Genomic DNA, 25763 nt, shown 5'->3' with positions numbered 1-25763 from the left:
TGACAAGCTGCCTTTATCATGGCAAAGTTAATATGACTTTGTATTTTTGGAGGGGACAAGCTTGGATATAGATAGTCTGGTAGCACGCATTAACGAATTGGCTCGTAAGCAAAAGTCCACTGGATTGTCGGAGGAAGAACTTGCTGAACGTGCCGAGCTAAGAGAGATTTATTTGAGTAATATTCGCAGCAATTTCAGACAACAACTGGATACCATTGAGATTGTTGATGATGAGAATGACAAAGGCCACCAAGGCAAACTCAAACACTAACGAAACCTAATGATATCATTATGATATTTAGGTTTCTTCCTGTTATTTGAGAGTGCAATCTATAGGGGGAAATGTTGGTTTACAGTTATGTAAGCCGATACAAAGACACATAAGGGGGATTCTCATGTCGCGTTCGTTCGAGAGAACGGTTAAGAAAAATTCCAAGCAGTTAAATCAGCAACGCAAAAAAAGTGGTCAACCAATCACAGGTACACCAGGTGAAGAAGTCTTTAAGGGACGCAGCCTGTTGTTCCCTATATTTTTGATTGGTCTCGCCTTTTTGTATCTCTTTATGAGCACATTCCTTGTGCAAGCTCCGATGACAACCTGGGACTGGGTGACCATGCTGCTTTACGTATTTTTGGCCGTCATCTTCATGCTTCGTCGTCCATACATCAAGATCAGCAGTAATCGGATTATTACGACGAAGGGGAATCGTGAACGTTCAATCGGGGTTGACGATATTGTCAAATTCAGAATTGAACCAGGTACAGTTGTTATCGAACATAACAGTCGCGGGAAAAGATGGGTGTTTACCAAGTTATTGAACCGTTATGATACAGATGCGATTGCAGAACGTTTGCTGAAGTTTGCAAAAGCACACCAGATCACCGTGGAAACCGTCGAAAAGTAATTATTGCATAAAGGGGTAGATGATCGGAATGGCGTTAAAAGCGATTTTGTTCGACCTGGATGATACTTTATTGTGGGATGAGCGTAGTGTTCGAGAAGCTTTTCATGAGACTTGTCTAATCGCAGCGCAAGAGACTGGGGTTAAACCAGAAGAACTCGAAGAAGCTGTTCGTAATGAGGCACGTGGACTGTATGAATCATATGAAACCTTTCCTTTTACCAAAATGATTGGAATCAATCCGTTTGAAGGCCTATGGGCTAACTTTACTGGTGGGGATCAACCGGAGTTCCGTCAGTTGGAACAACTTGCTCCAGTTTACCGTAAAGAATCCTGGCGTCGTGGCTTGTTGAAGTTGGGTATAGATCGGGAAGATCTTGCTGAACAACTGGCCGCGCAGTTTGGAGTAGAACGGAGATCCAGACCCCATGTATACGAAGAAACGATGGATACCTTGCGTCAGTTACAAGGAAAGTACAAACTGTTGCTGTTAACGAACGGTTGTCCTGCTTTGCAACAAGAGAAGTTGGACGGTGTACCTGAATTGACTCCTTTCTTTGATGAGATTATTATCTCGGGTAACTTCGGAAAAGGAAAACCGGATCCGTCGATATTTGAACATGCTTTGAGTAAACTGGGAGTTAAACCGGAAGAGAGCATGATGGTTGGAGACAAACTGACGACTGATATTCGTGGTGCTTTATCATCTGGCATCCAATCCGTATGGATTAACCGTGAGCATAAGACCAACAATGAAACGTATGCGCCTGACCATGAAATAACGCATTTATCGGAATTAGATCAGCTTATTGCTAATTTCTGAGCAGATCAGCTATAACATCTTTCCTCAGCACCCTGAAACATTGGAAGCTTCATTGAACGATAATGTCGTTCGTGAAGTTACCAATGTTTTTTTGTTTGAGGATAGTGTTCAGTTTACCTTGTTAAATGAGATAACCATTTTTTTTATTAAAAGTTATTGAAATTAGGGGGAAGCTGGATTAGAATATAACTAACATACTAGTATGACTAGTATTTAGGTTGTCCTAAAGCAATTTCTTTTGACTTACTTCATTGAATGAAGGCAGGAGTAGTTGCTTATTATTTTCAGTACATTGTAAGCGCTTTATATGCTTAGAAGGCCTTCTTTCGATTTAGAGATCACACCACCTAGTAAGTGCTAATGAATGATGTGAAGCACCTTGGATTGTGTGATTCTACATAACACATTAAAATGATATCGCTTACATTTGGCTATTATCTATTTCGTAGTGGGGGTGAAGTTGAAGGAGTTGTTGTCTTCTACAAGAGGAGAAACGATGGGAGTTGTACATGAATTAGTATTACCTATCAAGTCCTGGATCGGAGTGAAAACACATGGAGTCGGAAACCGCTAAAACAACGTTAACCATGACATCTTTACGTAAAGAGAGCAGATTACGAACGGCAGCAACCTTGTTCCGCAAAGACTGGCAGCTGTATTCACTATTAATCCTTCCCATCATTTATCTCCTTATTTTCAAATATGGGCCGATGATTGGTAATGTGATTGCGTTCAGACGTTTTGTTCCAGGGGGAAGTATATTTGGAGAAACATGGGTTGGATTAAGGTACTTCAAAATGTTTATTGAGGACCCCACTTTCTGGAGAGTATTCGGTAATACGCTGATGTTGGGCGGACTTGCGTTACTTTTTACATTCCCAGTTCCAATCATTTTTGCTTTGATGCTTAACGAAGTGAAGAGTAAACGATTCAAAAAGTTTGTACAGACCGCGTCTTATCTGCCTCATTTTCTGTCCATCGTTATCGTTGCGGGTATGATCCTGCAGCTGACAGCAGTGAATGGTTCCATTAATGGATTGGTGGCTTTTTTCACCGGAGACAATATTCCTTTTATGCAGCGGGCTGAGTGGTTCAGAACAATCTATATCACTTCAGAGGTATGGCAGGGTATGGGTTGGGGAGCAATTCTGTATTTGGCTGCACTGACAACAATTGATGATTCTTTGTATGAAGCTGCGCGTATCGATGGTGCCAATCGGTGGAAGCAAACGATTCATGTAACGATACCAGGGATCTTGCCAACGATTGTGACGTTATTGATTTTGAACATGGGTAATTTCCTGGCTGTTGGATTTGAAAAGATCTTACTCTTGTACAATCCGCTGATCTACGAGACATCTGATGTGATCTCCACTTACCTGTATCGGGTCGGACTGGAATCCAGTAATTTCAGTTATGCTACCGCAATTGGCTTGTTCGAATCGCTGATCGGTCTGATTCTGGTGTTCTCCGTAAATGCCATCTCACGCAGACTGACACAAAGAAGCTTATGGTAAAGGAGGAGCATCATGCAGGAATCCAGATCTTATAAGGTATTTAAAGTGTTCAATGTCATCTTTCTGTTATTCGTGGTATTTATAACGCTCTATCCATTCTTGAATGTCGTGGCACAATCCTTCAGCAGTGAGTCCTATATTAATTCCGGGAAAGTTAGTCTGTTCCCAAGAGGGTTCAATGTGGAGACTTATAAAACCATCTCACGTGACAGCATGTTCTGGACCAATTATAAAAATACGATTATTTATACCGTGGTAGGCACGTTAATCTCCATGTTCATGACGACTATTTTCGCATATGCCCTGTCCAAAAAGAGGTTGATGGGTCGCAAGTTTCTGACGATGTTCGCCGTGTTCACGATGTTCTTCAGTGGTGGATTGATTCCTAACTATGTCTTGATTAATTCTCTTGGCTTCAACAACACCATGTGGGCACTTGTTGTTCCTGGCGCAATTAGCATATACAACATGCTGATCATGAAGTCATTTTTTGAAAATATGCCTGAAGAACTGGAGGAAGCTGCCTCCATTGACGGTTTGAACACCTACGGGATCTTGCTACGCATTATTTTGCCGCTTAGTAAAGCAGTTATGGCAACCATGGTGCTGTTCTACGCAGTGGGCCATTGGAATTCCTGGTTCCCAGCCTTTCTGTATTTGGACAAAAAAGAACTGTTCCCAGTCACCATTTATTTGCGCAATATGATTGCAGGAGCGACGAGTGGAGCATCTGCCGGTGCAACCTCAGCTGATAACCTGACACAGATTGCTGCCAATATTAAGTCAGTAACGATGGTATTAACCATCTTGCCGATACTCACCATCTATCCATTTGTCCAAAGGTACTTTGTAACCGGTATCATGTTAGGGTCTGTTAAACAGTAATACGTAGCAGCTATATAAATTGAACTAAAGATGATTTACACGGAACACTCCGATGACAGAATAACCTTTCAATCGCTGTTATCCCCAGATTTTTTCGATTCCCTTTTTAAAAGGGAAAATCCGGTGATAAAGGCGAGGTTTATGCTTCCGATGCAGCTTTCTTTCAGAAAGCTTTTAGCTCCGCTTTTTCAGGTTTTTTCTGTCCTCTCCGTTTTGTGTAAATGAATAGTTCAATTTATATAGAATGATTCACATGATTACTTTTAGAGATTGATTAAAAAGTTTTAAGGCAAGGTCAACCTAAACCAAATTCAGGGGGATAACCTAAATGAATCAAAAGCCACGTAAGTTTGTCGGTAAAATGGTGTTGGCAACAATGATGACCGTCGTTCTGGCAGCATGTAGCAGCGGTACTGGTACTGGAGGTGACGTCACAGAAGTTCAGACCAAAGCAGCGATGGAGACGTATAATGTAGGGGATACATTCAAGGCAACTGAGCCGTTTAATCTCTCCATCCTATATAGTGATCAACCTAGTTATCCATACAAAAAAGACTGGTTACTTTTTGATAAAATCACCGAACTGACGGGTGTTACGCTTGAGCCAACGATTGTACCCATGAGCGATTACTCCCAGAAGAGATCTCTGTTGATTAGCTCCGGTGATGCACCACTGGTTATTCCTAAAACGTACCCAGGTGAAGAGTCTGCATTTGTATCTTCCGGTGCGATCTTGCCGATTAGCGATTATATTGATTTGATGCCGAACTTCAAGGATAAAGTGGAAAAATGGGGATTGGAAGATGAACTCGAAGGACTTCGACAGGAAGATGGAAAGTACTATGTACTTCCGGGTCTTCATGAAGAAGTATGGCCAGATTACACACTGCTCGTAAGAACAGATGTCTTTGAAGAAAATAACATCGCCATCCCGACCACATGGGACGAATTGTATGATGCAGCCAAAAAGCTGAAAGAGATCTACCCGGATTCCATTCCGTTTTCGGACCGATTCCAATTCAATAGTACGTTGAACATCGCTGCTACCGGCTTTGGTACCAAGGGTGGATGGGGGTTTGGTAACGGATTGACGTATAAGGAAGATCAGGATCAATTTGTGTACACGGCTACAACACCAGAATACAAAGAGATGCTAACGTACTTTAACAAGTTGGTATCCGAAGGATTGCTGGACAAAGAAAGTTTTACACAGGATGATGATCAGGCAGTACAAAAATTTGTATCCGGCAAATCCTTTATTATTAACGGCAATTCCCAAACGGTGGTGCTGCACCGAAATGATATGAACAAAACGCTGGGAGAAGGTAAATACTCTGTTGCGAAGATTACAGTTCCTGGTGGACCAAAAGGGCAATTAATGTCCGGCTCCAGACTTGAAAACGGTGTCATGTTCTCCGGAAAAATTCAAAAGAGCGAAAATTTCAAAGCCATTATGCAATTTGTCGATTGGCTGTACTACAGTGATGAGGGGCAAGAGTTCGCCAAGTGGGGCGTAGAAGGTGAAACATTCACCAAAGAAGATGGAAAACTCAAATTGGTAGAAGACGTTAACTACAATGGTTTGAATCCAAAAGGCACGAAGGACTTGCGTATTGACTTTGGCTTCTCTGGGGGTGTATTTGCCTATGGGGGTACCACAGATCTGCTGCAATCGATGTTTAGTGAAGAAGAGTTGAAATTCCAGCAAGACATGAAGGATACCAAGGAAGTGATCCCGGCAGAACCACCGATTCCTTACTCTTCAGAGGATCGTGAACGGGTGACACTTCTGAGTACACCACTGAAAGACTATTCGGATCAAAATACACTTAAATTTATCTTGGGTGAGCGGGACTTGTCTGAATTCGATACATTTGCCAAAGAGCTGGAGAGTCAAGGATTATCCAATTATCTGAAGCTGGCCAATGATACGTACAAAGCCTACAAAGAAAACAAGCAATAATATAGTTGATGTTGGCCAGATTACCGTTTCACACCGATATATAAGTGGAACGGTAATTTGTGCTAAGATGAATGAATACGGCTGATAGAAAGAGGTCTAGGCATGTCACTTAATCAAAAAATTAGAGGCTCGACCCGGGCATATTCATATAACCTGTTAAAAGAACGAATTCTTCACCTGGAACTTAAGCCGGGTACCAAGATTTCAGAGAAAGAGATTGCAGATGAACTGCAGGTGAGCAGAACACCCGTTAGAGAAGCATTCATGAAGCTTGCTGAAGAAGAACTGCTGGACATTATTCCCCAGAGTGGAACGATCGTCTCTCATATTAATCTGGAGCATGTGGAAGAAGGCAGGTTTATGCGGGAGAAGATGGAGAAGGAAATCGTGACTTTGGCTTGTGTTTCTTTTCCTGAGGAGTCCCGGTTCAGACTCGAAACCAACATTGCAATGCAGGAAGTATGTATAGGAAAAAATAATTTCTATCGACTGTTCGAACTGGATGAAGAGTTTCATCAGATTTTATTTCAGGGCACAGGGAAGCTGAGAACGTGGAAAATGTTGCAACAGCTTAACATCCCGTTTAATCGGTTGCGTTTATTACGTCTAGCGGAGGACTCCAACCTGGAGGTCATTATCTCGCAGCACAAAGAGATTTATCGACTTATCACAGAGCGTAATACGGAGCAAGCGGTTCAGGTGATGGAAGCTCATCTCAGACTTGTCGTGATTGAACAGGAATCGATAAAAGCAAAATACCCACATTATTTTATCTAGCACGTAGATGTTGTAGAATACTCTCCATGCAAAAACCCCTGTTCTAATGAACAGGGGTTTTCGTTAGGCAAGCAAGTGCAACACGAGAGTGTTAGGCTTGTTTGATAAACGTAGGATCAGGATACGGATCTGCAATCCAGCCATCCTTTTCGATGAACAGACGTACAGCAATGATCTGTTTGTTCTCCATTAAAGTGAAGAAGTGCGGTGTATTCTCCGGTACGGAGATGACGTCTCCAGGAGACAGTTCTACATTAAAGTAGCCTACATCATCTGTAGCTTTGATAACAAAGATTCCTTTACCGGCAACAATTGCACGGATCTCGTCTTCAGCGTGGGTGTGGATCTCTTCGAACTTGGCCAGTTTTTCTTCGATATCTGGCGTCTGTTCGGACAGCGTGATGACATCCCAGATCTGATATCCGCGACGTGCAGCCAAATCTCTGATTTCATAATCGTAAGTTTCCAAAACCTCGGTTTTCTGATCATCAGTCAATCCAAAGTTATTTTGCAGATCAGTGTTCAGTTTGGATGCGTCCCACTTCTCATATAATACTTCGTATTTGTTCAAGAAATTTCGAACGTTTTCGTCACCAGTGATGCGTTCGTTCGTATTTCGGATTACAATTTCAGCCATGTTCTTTCCCTCTTTTCCACTTGGTTTAATTGAATTATATCGGATTGCTCTGTTTTTGTCGATTCTCAAATTCCGTTCATATTCGAGCAAACCCGCCATCTTACGGGAGCAAAACCGATCTTTCACATTAAGTTAGTTTCTGTTAAACTAAGATTTAACGTTTTGCGGGGGTGAAGATATTGGATAAGCTTAGTCTACACGATGCATTAAAACAACGAATATTAATCCTCGACGGTGCAATGGGGACCATGATTCAACAAGTTGATCTGACTGGTGAAGATTTTGGCGGCGAAGATCTGGATGGATGTAATGAAATGTTAGTGCTTACTCGTCCAGAGCTAATCCAGCGCATTCATGAAGAATATCTTGAAGCTGGCGCTGATCTGATTGAAACCAATACATTTGGTGCAACATCAGTCGTACTTGCAGAATACGATATTCAGGATCGTGCACGGGAGATCAACCTGGAAGCAGCCAGAATTGCGAAAGCTGCAGTTGATCGCTTTTCTACACCAGAATCTCCACGTTATGTGGTAGGTGCGATGGGACCAACAACCAAAACACTGTCAGTTACTGGGGGAGTAACGTTCCAGGAACTTATCGACAGTTATTTGGAGCAAGCGCTTGCTTTAATAGAGGGAGGCGTTGATGCGCTACTGCTTGAAACCTCACAGGATACCCTCAATGTAAAAGCAGGCAGCATTGGAATTCAGCAGGCCTTTGAACAGAGTGGCATTACACTGCCACTGATGATATCAGGAACAATAGAACCAATGGGTACGACCCTTGCAGGTCAGAACATCGAATCCTTTTATATATCCTTAGAACACCTTAACCCAATTTCGGTAGGACTAAACTGTGCTACAGGTCCGGAGTTCATGCGTGATCACATTCGCTCGCTTTCCGGAATGGCATCGGTTGCCGTTAGTTGTTACCCGAACGCGGGTCTTCCGGATGAGAATGGTAATTATCATGAGTCACCAGATTCTCTTGCTCAGAAGATTGGTGCTTTTGCCGAACAGGGCTGGTTGAATATTGCTGGTGGATGTTGCGGAACAACTCCCGCACATATTCGTGCTATGCGCGATACACTTGCCCAGTACCCCCCAAGAGAAATGAACGGAACACACCCACCTGCATTGTCAGGTATAGAACCGATCTACATCGAACAGGACAATCGCCCATATATGGTCGGAGAGCGTACGAACGTGTTGGGATCACGGAAGTTCAAACGGCTCATTGTTGAAGGCAAGTATGAAGAAGCTTCGGAAATTGCTCGTGCTCAAGTGAAAAATGGAGCGCACATTGTCGATGTATGTGTACAAGACCCGGACCGTGAAGAGTCTGAAGACATGGTGAAGTTCCTTGAACTTGTTGTGAAAAAAGTAAAAGTTCCACTCATGATCGATACGACAGATGCTTCAGTAATTGATCTGGCCCTCCAGTATTCCCAGGGTAAAGCGATAATTAACTCCATTAACCTTGAGGATGGCGAAGAGAAGTTTGAGCTGATCACGCCATTGCTGCATAAATATGGTGGTGCGGTTGTCGTAGGAACGATTGATGAACGCGGTCAGGCGATTAGTCGGGAGGACAAGCTGGACGTAGCCAAGCGCTCTTACGATCTATTGGTGAACAAATATGGACTCAAACCAGAAGACCTGATTTTTGATACGTTGGTGTTCCCTGTAGGCACTGGAGATGAACAGTACATCGGTTCAGCCAAAGAAACCATTGAAGGAATAAGAGTGATTAAGGAAGCGATGCCTGAATGTCATACGATACTTGGGATCAGTAACATTTCATTCGGACTGCCTGAAGCAGGCCGTGAAGTGCTGAACTCCGTATTTTTGTATGAATGTACCAAAGCAGGTCTCGACTATGCGATCGTGAACACAGAGAAACTGGAACGTTATGCGTCCATTCCGGAAGAAGAACGCAGACTCTCGGAAGAGCTTTTATATAACACGAATGATGACACACTGGCGGCGTTCGTAGCGGCGTTCCGTAACAAGAAGGTTGAGAAGAAGGAAAAAATCTCGAACCTTTCATTAGAAGAGCGTCTCGCTTCATATGTTGTGGAAGGAAGTAAAGAGGGATTGCTGCCGGATCTCGAACAGGCACTTGCCAAATACACAGCACTTCAAGTGATTAACGGTCCACTGATGCGGGGGATGGAGGAAGTAGGTCGTCTCTTTAACAACAATGAGTTGATTGTAGCTGAGGTGTTGCAGAGTGCGGAGGTTATGAAGGCTTCTGTAGCATATCTGGAGCAATTCATGGAGAAGAACGAGACTTCGGTTAAAGGCAAGATCATTCTGGCCACGGTTAAGGGTGATGTGCATGACATCGGTAAAAACCTGGTAGAGATCATCCTGTCCAATAACGGTTACCGGATCATTAATTTGGGTATAAAAGTACCACCAGAACGTATCATTGAGGCATACCGGGAAGAAAAAGTCGATGCGATCGGCCTCTCGGGTCTATTGGTAAAATCAGCGCAACAGATGATTCTTACCGCTCAGGATTTGCGAACAGCAGGTATTGATGTGCCTATTATGGTTGGCGGAGCGGCGCTAACACGTAAATTCACCAAAAATCGTATCCGTCCTGAATATAACGGAATGGTTGTATATGCTAAAGATGCGATGGACGGTCTGGATCTGGCGAACAAATTGATGAATCCCGTTACACGTGAAGCGATGCAACTGGAGATGGAAGCTGAAAAAGAAGCTGATGCTTCAGGTGCTGTAGCTGTTCAGGCACTTCCAGAACTTACGCGAGTGGAACGTTCGGATATTGCTGTAGATCATCCGGTTCTTGTACCGCCTGATCTGGAGCGGCATACGATGCGCAACTATCCGTTATCACACATTCTGCCATACGTGAACATGCAGATGTTGCTTGGACATCATCTGGGGTTACGCGGTTCAGTAGAACAGCTGCTTGCTTCGGGAGATAAGAAGGCTACCGATCTGAAAGCAGTCGTGGATGATATTATGCAAGAGGCTGTTCGTGACGGGATTATTCAGGCGCATGCCATATATCGTTTCTTCCCGGCTCAGTCCAGTGGTAACAGCATCATCATCTATGATCCAAAGGACACCAGCAATATTTTGCATACATTTACGTTCCCACGTCAAAAAGTCGAGCCATTCCTGTGCTTGTCCGACTTCCTGAAGCCTGTTGAATCCGGTCAAATGGATTACGTTGGATTCATGGTTGTTACTGCTGGACACGGGGTACGTGAACTATCCACGGCGTGGAAAGATCAAGGGGATTACCTTCGCTCGCATGCTCTGCAATCCGTAGCACTCGAGGTAGCAGAGGGATTAGCTGAGCGTGTGCATCATATGATGAGAGATATCTGGGGATTTCCTGATTCTGCGCAAATGACCATGAAGCAACGTCACGGTGCACGTTATCAGGGGATCAGGGTATCCTTCGGATATCCAGCTTGTCCGGATTTGGAAGACCAGGGACCGCTGTTCAAGTTGCTGCAGCCTGAGGATATCGGTGTGGAATTGACGGAAGGTTTCATGATGGAGCCTGAAGCTTCCGTATCAGCGATGGTATTCAGCCATCCGCAAGCTAAATATTTTAACGTAGAAAAGGCATAAATCAGTTGAGTGTCAGGCAAAGCCCTCCGCATTGTCGGAGGTTTTTTGCTGGCAACAGAAAGAGGTGCGATCCAGAATGGAACTATATTTCCTGGGAACTAATGCTGGTGTACCTACGCTACAACGGAATGTAACTTCCATTGGGCTACGCATGTTGGATGAGCGCAGAGCTTTGTGGTTGTTTGACTGCGGGGAAGGAACGCAGCACCAGATTTTAAGTTCGCCGCTTAAACTAAGCAAATTGGAGAAAATATTCATTACTCACCTGCATGGTGATCATGTATTTGGACTTCCAGGACTGCTTTCGAGCAGAGCCTATCAGGGTGGCACTACACCATTAACGGTATATGGTCCGCCAGGTACGGAACGAATGATTAGTACAACAATGGAGCTTAGCCAATCCCGGGTTAACTATGATTTGAATATCGTGGAACATACGGGCGGAGTCTTATTCGAGGATGACAGTTTTATCGTGGAAGCTGCATTGCTTGAGCATCGGATTGACAGCTATGGATACCGGATCACGGAAAAAGATCGTCCAGGAAGCCTGGACCCAGCCAAACTGGCGGAATATGGTTTGAAACCAGGTCCATTATTCGGCCGGCTGAAACGTGGAGAAACTATTATGCTGGATAACGGTCATTCGCTTCGTCCTGAAGATGTGTTGGGAGCGCCAAAACGCGGCATGGTGATTACCATATTGGGTGATACACGTCCATGTGACAATGTACAGCCTCTTTCCATCAATGCAGATGTACTTGTACATGAAGCTACATTCATGCATGATCTGGCCGATACAGCGCATGAGTACTATCATAGTACCTCAAAACAAGCGGCAGAAGCGGCTAGAGCAGCGAATGTAGGGCAATTGATTATGACTCACTTCAGCTCACGTTATAAGGATGAGGATCAACTGCAGCCACTTTTGGAGGAAGCACAGTCCGTATTCCCGAATACCAGACTTGCAAACGAACACCAGCTTATTCCTGTCGTGCATCGCAAGCAAGAATCTTAACCATAATTGCGAACCAATGCACAGGTAAACACGTCACATGAAGAACCGGGTAATTGCACGGGACTGAGGGAGAGGAGCTCCCGCGGTCCCTTTTGCAATCTGGTCAGAAAGCGTGTAGGATGGGCAATATGAAGAGGGAAATGATTCAAATTATTTTCCGGGAAAGCGCAGGAAATGACAAGCTTGTACAGAAGACGCGCGAGTTAAACCGTCGGTGTTCGATGCGGTTCGACTTGTTGCGTGCATATGTCAGCAAGCCATTATTTTTTGCCTGAATACATAGGTTCGCGGTCAAGTTCGAGGTAAATGATTAAGGACATGAAACGTTAATGGAATAAAGAAAGGAAGTGCTGTGTGTGATTAAGGCCTATCTGATTGACTTGGATGGTACGCTCTATCATGGCAGACATCGTATCGAAGGAGCCGATCAGCTTATTCGAACACTGCAGGAGCTAGGAAAGCCGTATTTATTCGTAACTAATAATTCTTCCCGTACACCACAAGGTGTGGCAGATCATCTGAACGGGATGGGCATACCTGCCGACGCGTCTGAGGTATGTACTTCTGCTGTGGCGGCTGCTGAATATGTTGCTGAAGAGTCCCCGGGTGCAAAAGTGGCATGTATTGGAGAAGCAGGACTGCTGGAAGCCATAGAAGAAGCAGGACTACAGCTGACGGAAGATGCACCAGATTACGTGATACAGGGGATTGATCGTGAATTTTCCTACCATAAACTGACTAAGGCACTCCGGTGGATTAATGCGGGATCAAAATTCATTATGACCAACCCGGACTTGCAACTCCCTTCGGATGATGGGCTGACGCCCGGAGCCGGAACGATTGGAGCAGCAATTGAAGCCGCAACCGGCGTTCATCCTACCGTTATTGGCAAGCCATCGAGTGTTATAATGAAGTCAGCTATTAGCCGGCTAAACCTGGCGTCTCATGAAGTGGCAGTGATCGGAGACAATATGCGAACCGATATTGCAGCTGGAGTGGCAGCAGGGTGCGAGACGCTGTTGGTACTTACCGGTGTAACAACACGAGATAATATGGATGGACACATTCAAGCAGCCAAGGCTCGACCTGATCATGTGTTTGAAGATTTACATAAATTGATGGAGTGGCTGTCGCAACAGACAGACCAAGCTTCCAAAAAGGGGTAATGTATGATGCCGGAACTGCCGGAAATGGAAAATTACCGGACCTTGCTGTCCGAGAAAATACTTGATCTACCGATTACAGGTGTTGTAATCAATCGGGATAAAACGATAAATACGGAGCCTGATCTGTTTATCAATGAACTTACAGGTAATCGCATCATATTTGTTGAGCGCCGAGCGAAACATCTGATTTTCCACTTGGCTAATGGCAAACGGCTGGTGCTGCACCTCATGTTGGGCGGTATGATTTTTTGGGGCACGGAAGAGGAGCGCCCTGATCGTTCCACACAGGTGGAAATCCAGTTTGGGGATCACATTTTATTCTTCATAGGTCTGCACTTGGGGTACTTACATCTGCTCACCTCAAAAGAAACCGAAGAAGCGATGTCTGATCTTGGACCTGAACCTTTGGATCGACGGATGAACGTGGAACGTTTTGCTTCTCTGTTGAAAGGTCGTCGGGGTACACTTAAGACAACGTTGGTAAACCAGCATATCATTGCAGGGATTGGCAACTGTTATTCCGATGAGATTGCGTTTGCTGCCGGTCTGAGACCAAGCTCCAAAACGCAGAACATCGCGACTTCACCAGAGCTGACGGAGCGCTTGTTCCATTCGATGCAGTCCGTGTTGCGCGAAGCAGCTTCTGAGGGCGGTTATATGGAAATGCCGCTGATGCAAGGGGATACGAAGACAGGAAGTTTTGACGAGCAATGTCGCGTATACGATCGGGAAGGCGAGAATTGTCCGCGATGTGGGGGAACGATTGAACGAGTGGAAATTACGGGCAAAAAGGCATTCTTCTGTCCGAAATGCCAGCATGAGGCCTAAATCCGGAATCGGGGCACATGTCAGCACCAGAGGCGGATTTCTTCAGGCAGCCAAAAGAGCACATGCGATGGGGGCAACGGCATTTCAGTATTTTCCGAAAAACCCGCGTAGTCTTGGCCTGAAAAGTCTGGACCTCAAGGATGCTGAGCAGTGCAGGGATTGGTGTGAACAGCAGGGACTGGCTTCCATTGCACATTCACCCTATCCTACGAATCCGGCGTTGGGCATGACCCGTGGAGAGGCGGGGTTTCATGCTACGACAGCGTCTATTCGCAATGACCTTGAAATTTCAAATGCTTGCGGTTCTGTTGGGACGGTGGTCCATTTTGGGCATATCAAAACGAGCGATCCGCTGGAGGGTTATCAGAACCTCATTCATTGTCTGGATACTGCCTTGGAGAATTGGGATGGTCATTCGAAAGTGCTGCTTGAAAATCAGGCAGGTGATCATGGCCCCATGGGCACGACAATGGAAGAAATGATACAGATTCGCAAATTAAGCCGATATCCGGAGCATATTGCTTTTTGTTTTGACACATGCCACGCTTTTGCTTCAGGCTTGTGGTCGTCAGGCAACGAAGCGGCGATGCTAGATAAGGGCAGGATGCTCGGGTACTGGGATGATGTTGCAGCGGTGCATTTCAATGATTCCAAATATGCGTCCGGTTCGTGTAAGGATAGACATGCAAGGATCGGACAGGGTTATATCGGATATGAGTCAATGAAAGCATTGTTAAATGCGCCTGAGTTCCAAAAAGCGGTTGTTGTGCTCGAGACAGAAACGGGAGAAGATGGAACGCACCATGATGATATAGCGCTCATGCGTTCCTGGTTATAATGGGGAGAGGAGCGATTGCATGCATGTTTTTTTGGATGACTATCGGGCGTGTCCGAAAGGATTTGTTCTGGCAACGAATGCGGAAGAGTGCCTGATGCTGCTAAGAGAAGGTGACGTGGACATTTTGTCTCTGGATTATGAGCTTGGTCCTGATTCGCCTAACGGCGGTGAGGTTGCAGCATCCATTGTACGAGAAGGTTTATTTCCGCGCGAAATCTATTTGCATACGTCCAGTATGTTTGGGAAACGTCAGATGTACGAGATGTTATATAGCAATAAACCTGATTCGGTAACCATTCATAATGGTCCAATGACGGGTGAGGTCATGCTGCGTGTTGCTGCGGGAGAAGACAGCTAATGAAGCCAATTACATCCAAAATGTTAATGCGCGGCGTATGGGAAGGCATGCCACAGGCTGTATTTATATTTACCCCTTTATGTGGGACATGTGCGGCAGCCCGGCGTATGTTGGAGGTCGTTGAGCACATGCTGCCAGAAGGTATTTTATCCGAAATGAATATTCATGACATTCCTGAACTTGTACAACAATTTCAAATTTCAAGCGTACCCGCAGTGATGCTGTTTGACGGCCAGCAAGATGTTCCAAAAATGGTTTATCGGATGAGCTCTGTGGAGCATTTGCTCTCGGAGATCCGGAAGGCGGTGCTGAAATGAGTATAATTTCAATGGAACATGTCTCACTTAGACGAGAAGAGAATCAGATTTTGGATAACGTGCATTTACGCATCGAACAAGGTGAACATTGGGTTATTCTGGGTCGGAATGGTTCTGGAAAAACAACGTTGCTGGAAATGATGAACGGATATATGTTTCCAAGTCAGGGACGCATTGAAGTACTGGGTAATCTGTATGGACAATGTGACGTAAGGGAAGTTCGTAAGGAAATCGGTTATATTAGCCAAACGTTGATTGAGAAATTAACACCCCGAGATCCGGTATGGGAGGTCGTCGCTACAGGAGCTTATGCTTTTTTGCGTTTTTATCAGACGATTCCTGATGAAGTGAAAGCCAAGGCGATGAGTTTGTTGGATGATATGGGCTTTGCCAACCTGGCCAACAACCCGCTTGGAACGTTATCTCAGGGAGAGCGCAAAAAAGTCATGCTTGCTCGTTCATTAATGGCTGAGCCAAAATTGCTGATTATGGACGAGCCTTGTGCCGGGCTAGACTTATATGAACGTGAGAAAATGCTGGCTGAGATTGATCGTCTGCGCCAGCGTAACATTACAGTTGTGTATGTAACACATCATGTTGAAGAGATCGTACCTTTGTTTACGCATGTTGCTTTGATCCGCGATGGACGTATTGCTGCGGCAGGCCCCAAGCATGAAGTTTTGACACAAGATACAATTAAGCATACGTACGATGTCCCTGTCGATATCCAGTGGGATGACGGTCGTCCTTGGATACGCGTACGTTCTGGAGGGTAACACATTTTGAGTACACAATCGTCTTGGGAAGAAGGCAACTTCTCCCGTTTTATCTGCACAGCCAATCATGGCTTTGCCCCTTATGCACAGGAAGAGTTGCGCCGTACATTTGGTGCGGTCAAGAGCACAGTACTCGTACCAGGAGAAATTTTGCTTGCGGGTCTGCCTGTAGCGGAGGAAGAAGTTGCAGGTAAACTGTTGGAAGAGTATCCAACGTTTTTGCGTCATATTCAACCTGTCCAGTTTCAGGAGAATACAGAAAATTCGGAGCAGTCTATCGAGAAATTGATTGCATTTGTGTTGAATCATAAGGAACTGACCGGTTCTTCTGTCGTACTGCAGGTACGGAAGACAGAAGGGGCCTTTTGGCAAGAAAATGCAGCCTCATTGAAGCAATTGCTAACTGAAAAGCTGGATGAGCTAGGTTGTGAATGGGTTGTACGTGATGCTGAATATGTCATTTCTGTATTTGCTGCGAATGATATGTTGTATGCTGGCGTATCCAGACCTGAACAGAACCTGTCAGACTGGAGCGGGGGAGCCGTACGTTTTCAAAAAGAAGATGGACAGATCTCGCGTGCTAAGTTCAAATTGCTTGAAGCCGAGCAAACGTTTGGCATTGACTTTACTTCATTTCATAAAGCACTTGATATCGGTGCAGCACCAGGTGGATGGACCTCGTTCCTGCTTGAACGCGGGCTTGAAGTAACGGCGGTAGATCCGGCGAAGATGGATGCAACGCTGCTGGCATCACCAAAACTGACTTTCTTGAAGAAAAACGCAGGGGATGTACGCTTCCGCGAAGGAGAATTCGACCTGCTCGTATGTGATATGAGTTGGAGTCCCAAGCTGATGAGTCGACTTGTATCAGACCTTCTATATAGTCTGCAACCCGGGGGAACAGCGATTGTTACCGTGAAGTTATTGCATAAAAAACCGCTCGCACTCATTAAGGATGTTATCGATACGTTTGAGCGTTCGCGGATGCAGATTCAACGTTCCAAGCAGTTGTTCCATAACCGGGAAGAGATCACACTCTATATGGTCAAATATTAAGAGATCTAGCCTTGATTAAAGCAGCTAAAGGTATTATGAAATTGATTCGATTAAGCTCATTAAATTTTGTGCTTTACAATCTATTCCTGCCTGTACTATAATGATACCAATAATAACCATAACAAGTCTGAGGGAAAGCATCCCGAAGTGAACGAAACCGGATATCCGGTCTGTTCTTCTTCGGTGAAGCTTTCCCTTTTTTTGTTGTGTATTTGAAGGAGGAATTGATATGAGACATCCGGCCAGGCTGGAACACGGAAGCCTGCTGGGAGGGAGATATCGTATCGTATCCATTCTGGGTACAGGCGGAATGAGCCATGTATACGAGGCGGAGGATCTGAAGTTGCCGGGCAAGATATGGGCAATTAAAGAAAGCGTAACGATTATGCCATATGAAGGCAGTATGGAGACGGAAGCCGCTCTTCTGACATCACTTCGCCATCCAAGATTGCCGCAAATTGTTGATTTTTTTGTCCCGGATGAAGATGGGTACACATACTTGGTGATGGAATACATCGACGGGTTAACGCTCAGTGAGTATTTCAAGCAGTGTCGTGGGAAGATCCCGATGGAGCAGTTGACGGAGCTTGTACTTCAATTGCTGGATGTGTTGAGTTATTTGCATAATCTGAATCCACCTGTGATCTATAGGGATCTGAAACCATCAAACATCATGATCACGCCGGAACATGAAGTAAGATTAATTGATTTTGGCATCGCCAGAAGCTACAAAGCGCAAAATGCAGAAGATACGGTCAAGTTGGGAACAGCTGGTTTCGCCGCACCTGAACAATATGGTTCAGGTCAGACCGATGCCCGTTCAGATCTATATGGACTTGGAGCATTGCTCCTGTATCTTATGACAAGTGGTGCGTATACGGAATGGATTCAGGGTGTGGAAAGCTCTATCCGAAGTGATGTTCCGCGGACATACATGCCTGTGGCGAGAAGACTGTTAAGGTATAATGCCGAAGAGCGATTCCAATCTGCCGATGAGGTGCGGAAGGAACTGCTCCGAATACCCGGGGGAATAACGCCTAGTGGAGATGCGACGATATCCTTGAATGGGGGAACAAGAGTTATTGCCTTGACTGGTGCTTCATCTGGTGTAGGGGTTACCCACACAGCCATAGCTATTAGTCACTATCTCGAAAGGCAAAACTTCAAAGTAGCTGTGATTGAAATGTCACCTCGCTCTCAATCCTTTGCAAGAATCCAACAAATCGCTCAAGCGGGTAAACCGGTGCCGGCAGGCAGACAGTTTGCAGTGGATGGTGTGCATTATTGGAAACAATCCGGGCGAGCGGATATTTTGTCTTTGCTTGGGGGGAGCTATCAATTCATCGTGATGGATCTTGGAAGTGGTCAGGACCAGAATAGGTTGGAAGAATTCCTGCGTGCAGATCTGCCGATTGTTATAGGCTCAGGTGCTGAATGGAGACAGGCGGAGATTGGCGCTTTTGTTCGATCTCATCATCGGTATCCACGAGAGAAATGGATATATTGTCTGCCCTTGGCAGCAAGTGAGGCTGTTCAGCGCATTCGTAAAGCTCTGGATACATCGAGTGTATATGCTCTGCCGTTACATATTGATCCTTTTGACAAGGACGCACAGATGGATAAAGTGTTTTCTCATATTTTAACGCATATGATGGCACAGCAGCCCAAGAAACGTTCGTTCTTTTCACGAAGGAAAGTACATGATTAGAGGAGATTACGAAAGGAGAGCCTCTGTTGTCTAAATTAAGAAAACAAAGCCGTCAACTGATCTATGCCGGGCTTATCGGAGCAGGAACTATAGGGTTGGTGTTCGGAGGATATGTTATTTACAATGTCAAAACGATGGGTGATGTCAGGTCAGCCGTAGAAGCCCGTTATTTATCGGCATATGAGGAAAAGGAAGCTGAATTAAAGCAACAATGGGATTCGGGAGCACAAGGATGGGTTACGATTCGGGATATTGAAGCAGGTGAACCGATCTTACCGGAGGATCTGAAGCTCATTGCTGTTCCGGATGCACAAGCACCGCGAAATCTCTGGTCCAGTACCAAGCAGATGGAAGGCCAAGTGGCCAAAATAGAGTTGAAAAAAGGAACAGCCATTACCACCGAAATGGTGTATGAGGATACGCCGGCTCCGCCCGATTTAAGAAATCGAGAGCTGCAAGTTGTCCTACTGCCGTCTTCACTCGTTAGAGGAGATATTATTGATGTGCGTATCCAGTTCCCCACAGGACAGGACTATGTTCTCTTATCGAAGAAGAAAGTGGAACGACTCAATGCAGCTACCTTATGGATTACGATGACGGAGGAAGAAATTCTGTCACTCTCAAGTGCAATTGTAGATGCCTATTTACATAAAGCTTCAATCTATGCCTTAACCTATGTAGAACCACAGTTTCAGACACCTGCAATCGCGACGTATCCTGCCAATTCAGAAGTGTTAAAACTGCTGGAGAGTGATCCGAATATTGTTCGACGAGCCGAACAGGAATTATCCAGACAGGTGCGAAGTTCGCTTGAAAGTTCACTGGCCGCCTCCATGACAGCACCGTCAAAAGGGGTTGAACAGGATGTGGCACAATCCTCAGTTACATATAACAGTCGTCCATCAGCCAATAATCCGGCAACGTCGGATGGAGTGATGTGGAATGATGGTTCAGCAAACGAAGCAGGAGCTAATTCTGGAAGCGTAAATGATCCTGCTGATGCTTCACAAACAGAGCAACAGAGCTTGCTAACGGGTGGAGAATAGAGCGGAATCCGAGGTTTACTTTAGAATAATTCAGATAACAGGGAGTTTGAGAAAAAGAAAGGAGTTGTAACATCTATGCATACATGGATCTTTGCGGGTTTATGTGAGAAGAATGATCTGATGTTATATCTTTGCAAGATATTGGCTTCGTCGGGCAACAAGGTCTTGCTCGTAGATGGAACCTTACAACAGAAGTATGGGTACGGTGTAGGTGACAGTCAGCAGTCTTTGCGAATTACGGAATTTGAAGGATTTGATATCGCTTGTCATTTTGTCACTTCAGCAGCTGTAGAGAATCATCTTGAAGTAAATGGAGAGCGCTTGGACAGTTATGACTATGTGTTATATGACATGGAGACCTCACATTTTGCTTCGCGTAATCTCTGGCTAACCGCCGATGTAAGAGTCTGGGTGAGTGATTATGAGCGTTACAATCTGGAACGTGGCAAAGGTTGGTTGAAGCGGTTGCTTGAAGAACAGTCATTGCCTGTTGAGTTGTCATTCCAGCGGATTTTGATCAACGGGGTGGACTGCAAGCTTGAAGCTCGTTATCTGTGGGCGTATCTGGAAGGTAGCCCGTTTGGTTGGACAGGAGAACCCTTAGTGCTTCCGTGGGATGAGTTAACAGCGGCGGTTAAGCTTGAGAATGAGCATCATCGCAGAGTTCATCTGGGTCCTCTATCACGAAATTACAAAAAGTCGTTATGTCGCGTTTTCGAGCAGTTAACAGGTTGGGAAAGTGTTCGGAGTCGCCGTGCGATGAAAGAAGCAGAAAGGATGAGAGCATGAGCACCATTACCTTTTGGAGCCCTTTTGCAGGATCAGGTTGCACCTCAAGCACATTAATTAGTGCCTATGCAATGGCACTTCACTATAGGACGAGGGTGTTACTTGTTAATCCAGGCCTTGTCGGAACTGGCACAGAAGCTGCTCTGCCATCCAATGAGACGGTTTCCACAGATTCCGTGTTTTCCTTCGAAGAGGGCGGCTGGGATGCGGTTGAACGGCTGCATTCGAGCGGAAGTCTGAACAAGCACAATCTCAGGGATTATACCAAGCCACTTCTGAAGGAAAGACTTGATTTCCTAACCGGAAGAATTGATGAGATGGAACGTTCCCCACAGGAACATGGTGAGACTGTGAAAAAGCTGCTAAATGTAGCTAACGAGTATTATGATCTGGTTCTTCTGGATGCGGATCATGCTGGTGTCGATTCTCAGCTCAAGCTGCAACAGGCGGACTATGTTGTAATAAATCTTGATCAAAATATGCGGAATTTGGAGTTGTTCTTTGAAGAGATCCTGCCAGAACGAATGAACAATCAGAATAAACATGTTGTAATTAACAAATACGATCCGCATTCACGTGCAACCCTTTCCAATATTCGACGCCGATTCAAATACAAGGGGACGATATCTGCTATACCGTATACAACCGGATACCTGGATGCAATGAATCGGCGAGATGTCGCTAGGTACTTGCAGTTGGAGAGTTTGAGTGAAAATAAGGATACTCGCAAAGGGAGCTTTGCCGCAAGCATGAGCGAACTCGCTCGCCTGATTATGGACGGCGCAGGTATGCGCACGGTTCTGAAGAGGCTGGAAAGGGGAGCCTGAACCTCTGATGATCTGGAATACCATATGGATAAGTTTAATTTTGATTCTATGCCTAACATACATCTGGTTTAAGTATAGAACGTTTCTTCGTGAAAAGAATGCTCGTGTTCCTGAACACGAATCATTCACGATTGACATGTTGATTGAGAAGGTGAAGAACTCACTTCATGAGCTTAGTCATAGTCAACTCGCGGATGCAGGTCTGCACGAAGAAGAATATCGTCGAAGAATCAATCAACGTGCCGAGATGAGAAAAGCCCTGAAAGGCTGTGTCTCAGGCAGTATCAGCGACAAAACATATGTCAAAAATCTGATAGGGGATCTGCTGGTCCGAAGCATAGGTCTGAACAAATCGAATGTAGATGAAGTTATTTTGTTCGCTGAACCTGATTTGTTGACGATCCAGGACCGATTCGAAATTGTGTTCTATCTGTACCGACAGCAATTCGGTGTGGATGCTCTTTCACGAATGATTGATACCTACGATCTTGGCAGGCTGAGAATGGAGGAAGGTTCGGAGGATGGAGGAAGTTATTATATTTCTGAAGAGGATATTCAGTATGTGTTCGAGTGCGAATATCGAGAGCTTGGATTCAGAGAAAAGACGGATATCATCGTGCAACGTATCTACCAGCACTATAAAGGGTTCTCGGTTGTTGATGAGATAAGGGACCAACGTATTGACGGCGTTAGTGGTGGTGTCAGCGGTATGCTTGATGCTGTTCATCATATGGGACTTCGAAAACCGGCTTCATGGAATGATTTGCTGGATCAAGGACTGGAGGATGATGCACATGAAGAACCGCTTAACGGGATGGAAAGCGTATGGGTTTTCTATAAAGGTAAATCCATTCATCTGTCCTTTCTGTCATTCGGCAGCATTCGTGAACTGAAGAGGGTCTGCCAGAACATATACAAATACAATTATCCGGGACAGTTGTCCGAAGCGAGTGGGTACAAGGTGAATGAGATGAAAGACGGCTCCCGTGTCGTTGTTGTTCGTCCTCCTTTTGCAGAATCATGGGCGTTCTTCGTCCGGAAGTTCGATATTCCGAATGCTTCACTTGAACAGTTGATTACGGGTAACAACGCAGATCTGCCAATTACATTGCTTCAATATCTGATGAAAGGAAGCCGAATTACAGCTGTAACCGGGGCACAGGGTTCTGGTAAAACGACGTTGCTTATGGCTATGGTCAAACACATCTATGCATCGTACACCCTTCGGGTGCAGGAGATGGCGTTTGAACTTCAATTAAGACGGATCTATAGCCGACGTAATATTTTAAGTTTCCGAGAGACTGAACACATTTCAGGTCAACAAGGGCTTGATTTGCAGAAAAAAACGGATGGTACCGTCAATATTCTCGGTGAGGTTGCGAGTGATGAGGTGGCCGCATGGATGATCCAAATGTCTCAGGTTGCCAGTCTGTTCACCCTGTTTACCCACCATGCCAAAACGTTTCGTGATCTGGTCTTCTCCCTCCGTAATTCCTTGCTCAAGACAGGTATGTTCCAGCATGAGCATATTGCTGAGGAGCAGGTTGTGAGTGTAATCAACTTCGATGTTCATATGAAGAAAGATGCTGAGGGACGAAGATATATCGAACGAATTACGGAGTGTCTTCCTCGTGCGAATCAAGGTGATAGCGTGGAAGAGAGGGCAGGTTTTACATTTCATAATGTTGTGGAGTACAGAGATGGAGCGTATGTTGCAACAGCTCCAATCTCCTCTGGAAGCATGGTGGATATGCGAGAACAGATGACATTAAAGGATGCCGAGAAGTTTGAACAGTTTATGAAGCAACACTGGGGTGATCAGCATGACAATTAAATGGATTCTGCTCCTCGTATTAAGTATTTGTGCAGGAGGTTTGCTGATTACACTTCTGGTTTTAAGTATGTTACGTCACAGAGGAGGTGGTTCAGCAAGTCAATCCGGCGTGATTTTTGCTCCTAGCGGGAAGGGATTCAAGGGACTGGGATCAATCTTGTTGCAGTCCTACCGTCTTGGAATGAAAGTGCCACTGCTATCAGCTTATATTCTACAGGTGCAGAAACGTATTTCATTCCGCCATGTTGGGGATGAGCCTTCACTTCGCAGGCTGACGATGACTGTGGTTCTGATTATTTTTGGAGGCTATGGAGGCATAAGTGTCATGCTGTTTCTTCTGCAGCCGGGTATCGCTTTCGTAATACTGTCCGTGCTCTGTGCTGTGGTACTAAACAGCCTGGTATTGGATATGTGCCTCAGTCGTATGGAGAAAAGGTTGCTGGTGCAGATGCTGGACCTGTTTGCAGATGTAAGGCATCGATATCATCAGCATGGCATGGTTGAGGAAGCGCTCTATGAAGCTGCTGAAGCAGGTACAGGAGAAGCGGCTGAACAGGTCAGACTAATCTACGAAGCTCTAACTTCTCCAGATCCGAATGAAGCACTTGAGCGTTATTATGAAGTAGCTCCCAACCGTTTTCTCAAAGGATTCGCAGGCGTTTCCTATATGGTCATGGAGTTCGGAGATAAGGACAGGGCACAAGGTTCTATCTATCTTAAAGGACTGGGTAACCTGACTCAGGAGATTCATTTGGAGATTTTGCGGCGTGATAAATTAGATTATCTGCTCAAAGGACTCAACATCATCGCGCTCGCCCCTGTATTGTTCACCGCTCCAATCGAACGTTGGGCCAGAGTCAGTTTCCCAACAATGGATGAATTTTATCGCAGCAAAATCGGTTTTGTTACCAAAATATCGATCTATGTCATCATCATTCTTGCCTATTTGCTTCTGCAAAGGCTCCAGCAATACGATGAGACCCGTTACCGTTCAGGGCATAAGCATTCATGGCTGGATCAGTTTCTGTACAAGCAAACTTTCATACGGAGATTGGCGATGTTGTTTGCAGCGAAACCTGGCAGTACACAGTACAGCCAAACGATACGCCTGATGAGGGAGAGCAGCTCGGAGTTAAAATACGAATGGCTCGCCATTCGTCGAGTGATGTTATTCGCAGGTTGTTTGGTCCTTACGATGGGTTGCATCTTGCTGTTGCACCAGGTTGAACGTAATCACATTTTGTATGATCCGATAAGGGATGACCGAATGTTTGGCGCAATGGCTGAAGCGGATCTCAGGAAGGCTGAGGAAAAAACAGCGTTGGATCAATCCGTGCTGGAAAGTGTAGAAATGAACCGAGGGGCTACATACGAAGAAATCTCCAAAGCGTTACAGCAGTTATCTCCCGTTCAGTTGGATCACGATACACAGACTGAGACGATCACGCGGATTATGCAGAAGCTTGAGGTGTATAACAAGCAATATGTAAGCTGGTGGGAAATGATTATAGCGATTGTCATGGGTGTAGCAGGTTATTACATGCCCGTCTGGTTGATGTTATTCCAGCGGAAAATGCGGCGTATGGATATGCGACATGAAATCTATCAATTCCAGACGGTGATTTCCATTTTGCGTGAGATGGACCGGATGTCCGTCGAAGAGATATTGGAGTGGCTTAATCGATTTGCCGTCATTTTCAAGCGTCCGCTGCAAAAATGTTTGTTACATTATGAACATGGGCCAGAGCACGCACTTGAACAATTAAAGGAAGAGGCGGGCTTACCCGAGTTCCAGCGACTGGTTGATAAATTGCAGCTTGCCCTTGGCAAAATCTCAATCCGTGAAGCCTTTGATGATCTCGAGAGTATGATGGCCTTCTATTTTGAACAGCGCAAGCAGGAGTACAGCAAAATGATTGATGTCAAAGCATCATGGGGGAGAACCATCGGATTTACACCTATGTACGCCCTTATATTCTTGTATCTGGTCATTCCATTGGTCGGTATGAGCTTTTTGAAAATGAACATTTATTATGAACAAATTCAAAAACTGTAGCACAGTCCATCTGTGTGAAGTCTGA

At 45.2% G+C, this 25763-nt stretch carries 23 protein-coding genes; 22 read left to right on the top strand and 1 reads right to left on the bottom strand.

Annotation, left to right across the window (positions count from 1 at the left end; genetic code table 11):
- Positions 1 to 61: 61 nt before the first annotated feature.
- The 7 genes from AC1S8V_RS17770 (at position 62) to AC1S8V_RS17740 (ending at position 6867) form a co-directional block, all read left to right on the top strand.
- Complete coding sequence (locus AC1S8V_RS17770) at positions 62 to 271, top strand: DUF896 domain-containing protein (protein ID WP_017688036.1); 210 nt, start codon at positions 62 to 64, stop codon at positions 269 to 271.
- A gap of 124 nt (positions 272 to 395) precedes the next feature.
- Complete coding sequence (locus AC1S8V_RS17765; RefSeq protein WP_017688037.1) at positions 396 to 905, top strand: hypothetical protein; 510 nt, start codon at positions 396 to 398, stop codon at positions 903 to 905.
- Between the two features lie 28 nt (positions 906 to 933).
- Entirely contained in the window at positions 934 to 1725 is a 792-nt protein-coding gene (locus AC1S8V_RS17760) for an HAD family hydrolase (RefSeq protein ID WP_482070142.1), read from the top strand.
- A gap of 587 nt (positions 1726 to 2312) precedes the next feature.
- Complete coding sequence (locus tag AC1S8V_RS17755) at positions 2313 to 3242, top strand: ABC transporter permease (RefSeq protein WP_371129062.1); 930 nt, start codon at positions 2313 to 2315, stop codon at positions 3240 to 3242.
- Between the two features lie 12 nt (positions 3243 to 3254).
- Positions 3255 to 4127, top strand: a complete 873-nt coding sequence (locus AC1S8V_RS17750; RefSeq protein WP_036613592.1) for a carbohydrate ABC transporter permease — start codon at positions 3255 to 3257, stop codon at positions 4125 to 4127.
- A gap of 328 nt (positions 4128 to 4455) precedes the next feature.
- Positions 4456 to 6090 carry an ABC transporter substrate-binding protein gene (locus tag AC1S8V_RS17745; protein WP_482070141.1) on the top strand — a complete coding sequence of 545 codons (1635 nt, stop codon included), beginning with the start codon at positions 4456 to 4458 and terminating at the stop codon, positions 6088 to 6090.
- A 102-nt stretch (positions 6091 to 6192) separates the two neighbouring features.
- On the top strand, positions 6193 to 6867 hold the full coding sequence (locus AC1S8V_RS17740; protein ID WP_482070140.1) for a GntR family transcriptional regulator: 675 nt from the start codon (positions 6193 to 6195) through the stop codon (positions 6865 to 6867).
- A 91-nt stretch (positions 6868 to 6958) separates the two neighbouring features.
- Here the strand turns inward: AC1S8V_RS17740 and AC1S8V_RS17735 are convergent, their stop codons facing one another.
- On the bottom strand, positions 6959 to 7504 hold the full coding sequence (locus AC1S8V_RS17735) for an acireductone dioxygenase (protein WP_340013362.1): 546 nt from the start codon (positions 7502 to 7504) through the stop codon (positions 6959 to 6961).
- Positions 7505 to 7683: 179 nt separating this feature from the next.
- On the opposite strand from AC1S8V_RS17735, the gene metH reads away from it, so the two are divergent.
- From metH to AC1S8V_RS17660, 15 genes are all read left to right on the top strand, one after another.
- Positions 7684 to 11124 (top strand): methionine synthase, encoded by a 3441-nt coding sequence (gene metH / locus AC1S8V_RS17730; RefSeq protein ID WP_482070139.1) that lies wholly within the window; start codon positions 7684 to 7686, stop codon positions 11122 to 11124.
- Positions 11125 to 11200: 76 nt separating this feature from the next.
- Positions 11201 to 12139, top strand: a complete 939-nt coding sequence (gene rnz / locus AC1S8V_RS17725; RefSeq protein WP_482070138.1) for a ribonuclease Z — start codon at positions 11201 to 11203, stop codon at positions 12137 to 12139.
- A 356-nt stretch (positions 12140 to 12495) separates the two neighbouring features.
- Positions 12496 to 13305, top strand: a complete 810-nt coding sequence (locus tag AC1S8V_RS17720; RefSeq protein WP_482070137.1) for a TIGR01457 family HAD-type hydrolase — start codon at positions 12496 to 12498, stop codon at positions 13303 to 13305.
- A gap of 6 nt (positions 13306 to 13311) precedes the next feature.
- The gene (locus tag AC1S8V_RS17715) at positions 13312 to 14133 is read left to right on the top strand and encodes an Fpg/Nei family DNA glycosylase (protein ID WP_482074518.1); all 822 of its coding nucleotides are present in this window, start codon (positions 13312 to 13314) and stop codon (positions 14131 to 14133) included.
- Positions 14123 to 14971 (top strand): deoxyribonuclease IV, encoded by an 849-nt coding sequence (locus AC1S8V_RS17710; RefSeq protein ID WP_482070136.1) that lies wholly within the window; start codon positions 14123 to 14125, stop codon positions 14969 to 14971. Before AC1S8V_RS17715 ends, AC1S8V_RS17710 begins: the two co-directional genes overlap by 11 nt.
- Positions 14972 to 14990: 19 nt before the next feature.
- Positions 14991 to 15329 (top strand): cyclic-phosphate processing receiver domain-containing protein, encoded by a 339-nt coding sequence (locus AC1S8V_RS17705; RefSeq protein WP_482070135.1) that lies wholly within the window; start codon positions 14991 to 14993, stop codon positions 15327 to 15329.
- Complete coding sequence (locus tag AC1S8V_RS17700) at positions 15329 to 15646, top strand: thioredoxin family protein (RefSeq protein ID WP_482070134.1); 318 nt, start codon at positions 15329 to 15331, stop codon at positions 15644 to 15646. Before AC1S8V_RS17705 ends, AC1S8V_RS17700 begins: the two co-directional genes overlap by 1 nt.
- 2 nt (positions 15647 to 15648) lie before the next feature.
- Positions 15649 to 16422: an ABC transporter ATP-binding protein gene (locus AC1S8V_RS17695; RefSeq protein ID WP_338594986.1), complete on the top strand. Its 774-nt coding sequence runs from the start codon at positions 15649 to 15651 to the stop codon at positions 16420 to 16422.
- A gap of 6 nt (positions 16423 to 16428) precedes the next feature.
- Positions 16429 to 17478 carry an SAM-dependent methyltransferase gene (locus AC1S8V_RS17690; RefSeq protein WP_482070133.1) on the top strand — a complete coding sequence of 350 codons (1050 nt, stop codon included), beginning with the start codon at positions 16429 to 16431 and terminating at the stop codon, positions 17476 to 17478.
- Positions 17479 to 17707: 229 nt separating this feature from the next.
- On the top strand, positions 17708 to 19186 hold the full coding sequence (locus tag AC1S8V_RS17685; RefSeq protein ID WP_482070132.1) for a serine/threonine protein kinase: 1479 nt from the start codon (positions 17708 to 17710) through the stop codon (positions 19184 to 19186).
- A 26-nt stretch (positions 19187 to 19212) separates the two neighbouring features.
- The gene (locus AC1S8V_RS17680; RefSeq protein WP_482070131.1) at positions 19213 to 20232 is read left to right on the top strand and encodes an SAF domain-containing protein; all 1020 of its coding nucleotides are present in this window, start codon (positions 19213 to 19215) and stop codon (positions 20230 to 20232) included.
- Positions 20233 to 20307: 75 nt separating this feature from the next.
- On the top strand, positions 20308 to 21021 hold the full coding sequence (locus AC1S8V_RS17675; RefSeq protein ID WP_482070130.1) for a hypothetical protein: 714 nt from the start codon (positions 20308 to 20310) through the stop codon (positions 21019 to 21021).
- Positions 21018 to 21848, top strand: a complete 831-nt coding sequence (locus AC1S8V_RS17670) for a CpaE/TadZ family protein (protein ID WP_482070129.1) — start codon at positions 21018 to 21020, stop codon at positions 21846 to 21848. The genes AC1S8V_RS17675 and AC1S8V_RS17670 overlap by 4 nt, the downstream gene beginning before the upstream one ends.
- Positions 21849 to 21855: 7 nt before the next feature.
- A complete protein-coding gene (locus AC1S8V_RS17665; RefSeq protein WP_482070128.1) occupies positions 21856 to 23682 on the top strand; it encodes a pilus assembly protein CpaF in 1827 nt (608 codons plus the stop codon).
- Entirely contained in the window at positions 23672 to 25738 is a 2067-nt protein-coding gene (locus AC1S8V_RS17660) for a hypothetical protein (protein WP_482070127.1), read from the top strand. The genes AC1S8V_RS17665 and AC1S8V_RS17660 overlap by 11 nt, the downstream gene beginning before the upstream one ends.
- Positions 25739 to 25763: the final 25 nt, after the last annotated feature.

It is taken from the genome of Paenibacillus sp. B46(2026) (assembly GCF_056786355.1).
Note: the sequence above shows the minus strand (reverse complement) of the source record. Positions and strands in the feature narration are given on the sequence as shown.

What these genes read in the sequence shown, in the direction of transcription:
- AC1S8V_RS17765 (WP_017688037.1), top strand. Translation starts at nt 396, where the DNA reads ATGTCGCGTTCGTTCGAGAGAACGGTTAAGAAAAATTCCAAGCAGTTA.
- AC1S8V_RS17760 (WP_482070142.1), top strand. Translation starts at nt 934, where the DNA reads ATGGCGTTAAAAGCGATTTTGTTCGACCTGGATGATACTTTATTGTGG.
- AC1S8V_RS17755 (WP_371129062.1), top strand. Translation starts at nt 2,313, where the DNA reads ATGACATCTTTACGTAAAGAGAGCAGATTACGAACGGCAGCAACCTTG.
- AC1S8V_RS17750 (WP_036613592.1), top strand. Translation starts at nt 3,255, where the DNA reads ATGCAGGAATCCAGATCTTATAAGGTATTTAAAGTGTTCAATGTCATC.
- AC1S8V_RS17745 (WP_482070141.1), top strand. Translation starts at nt 4,456, where the DNA reads ATGAATCAAAAGCCACGTAAGTTTGTCGGTAAAATGGTGTTGGCAACA.
- AC1S8V_RS17740 (WP_482070140.1), top strand. Translation starts at nt 6,193, where the DNA reads ATGTCACTTAATCAAAAAATTAGAGGCTCGACCCGGGCATATTCATAT.
- AC1S8V_RS17735 (WP_340013362.1), bottom strand. Translation starts at nt 7,504, where the DNA reads ATGGCTGAAATTGTAATCCGAAATACGAACGAACGCATCACTGGTGAC.
- rnz (WP_482070138.1), top strand. Translation starts at nt 11,201, where the DNA reads ATGGAACTATATTTCCTGGGAACTAATGCTGGTGTACCTACGCTACAA.
- AC1S8V_RS17715 (WP_482074518.1), top strand. Translation starts at nt 13,312, where the DNA reads ATGCCGGAACTGCCGGAAATGGAAAATTACCGGACCTTGCTGTCCGAG.
- AC1S8V_RS17710 (WP_482070136.1), top strand. Translation starts at nt 14,123, where the DNA reads ATGAGGCCTAAATCCGGAATCGGGGCACATGTCAGCACCAGAGGCGGA.
- AC1S8V_RS17705 (WP_482070135.1), top strand. Translation starts at nt 14,991, where the DNA reads ATGCATGTTTTTTTGGATGACTATCGGGCGTGTCCGAAAGGATTTGTT.
- AC1S8V_RS17700 (WP_482070134.1), top strand. Translation starts at nt 15,329, where the DNA reads ATGAAGCCAATTACATCCAAAATGTTAATGCGCGGCGTATGGGAAGGC.
- AC1S8V_RS17685 (WP_482070132.1), top strand. Translation starts at nt 17,708, where the DNA reads ATGAGACATCCGGCCAGGCTGGAACACGGAAGCCTGCTGGGAGGGAGA.
- AC1S8V_RS17675 (WP_482070130.1), top strand. Translation starts at nt 20,308, where the DNA reads ATGCATACATGGATCTTTGCGGGTTTATGTGAGAAGAATGATCTGATG.
- AC1S8V_RS17670 (WP_482070129.1), top strand. Translation starts at nt 21,018, where the DNA reads ATGAGCACCATTACCTTTTGGAGCCCTTTTGCAGGATCAGGTTGCACC.
- AC1S8V_RS17665 (WP_482070128.1), top strand. Translation starts at nt 21,856, where the DNA reads ATGATCTGGAATACCATATGGATAAGTTTAATTTTGATTCTATGCCTA.
- AC1S8V_RS17660 (WP_482070127.1), top strand. Translation starts at nt 23,672, where the DNA reads ATGACAATTAAATGGATTCTGCTCCTCGTATTAAGTATTTGTGCAGGA.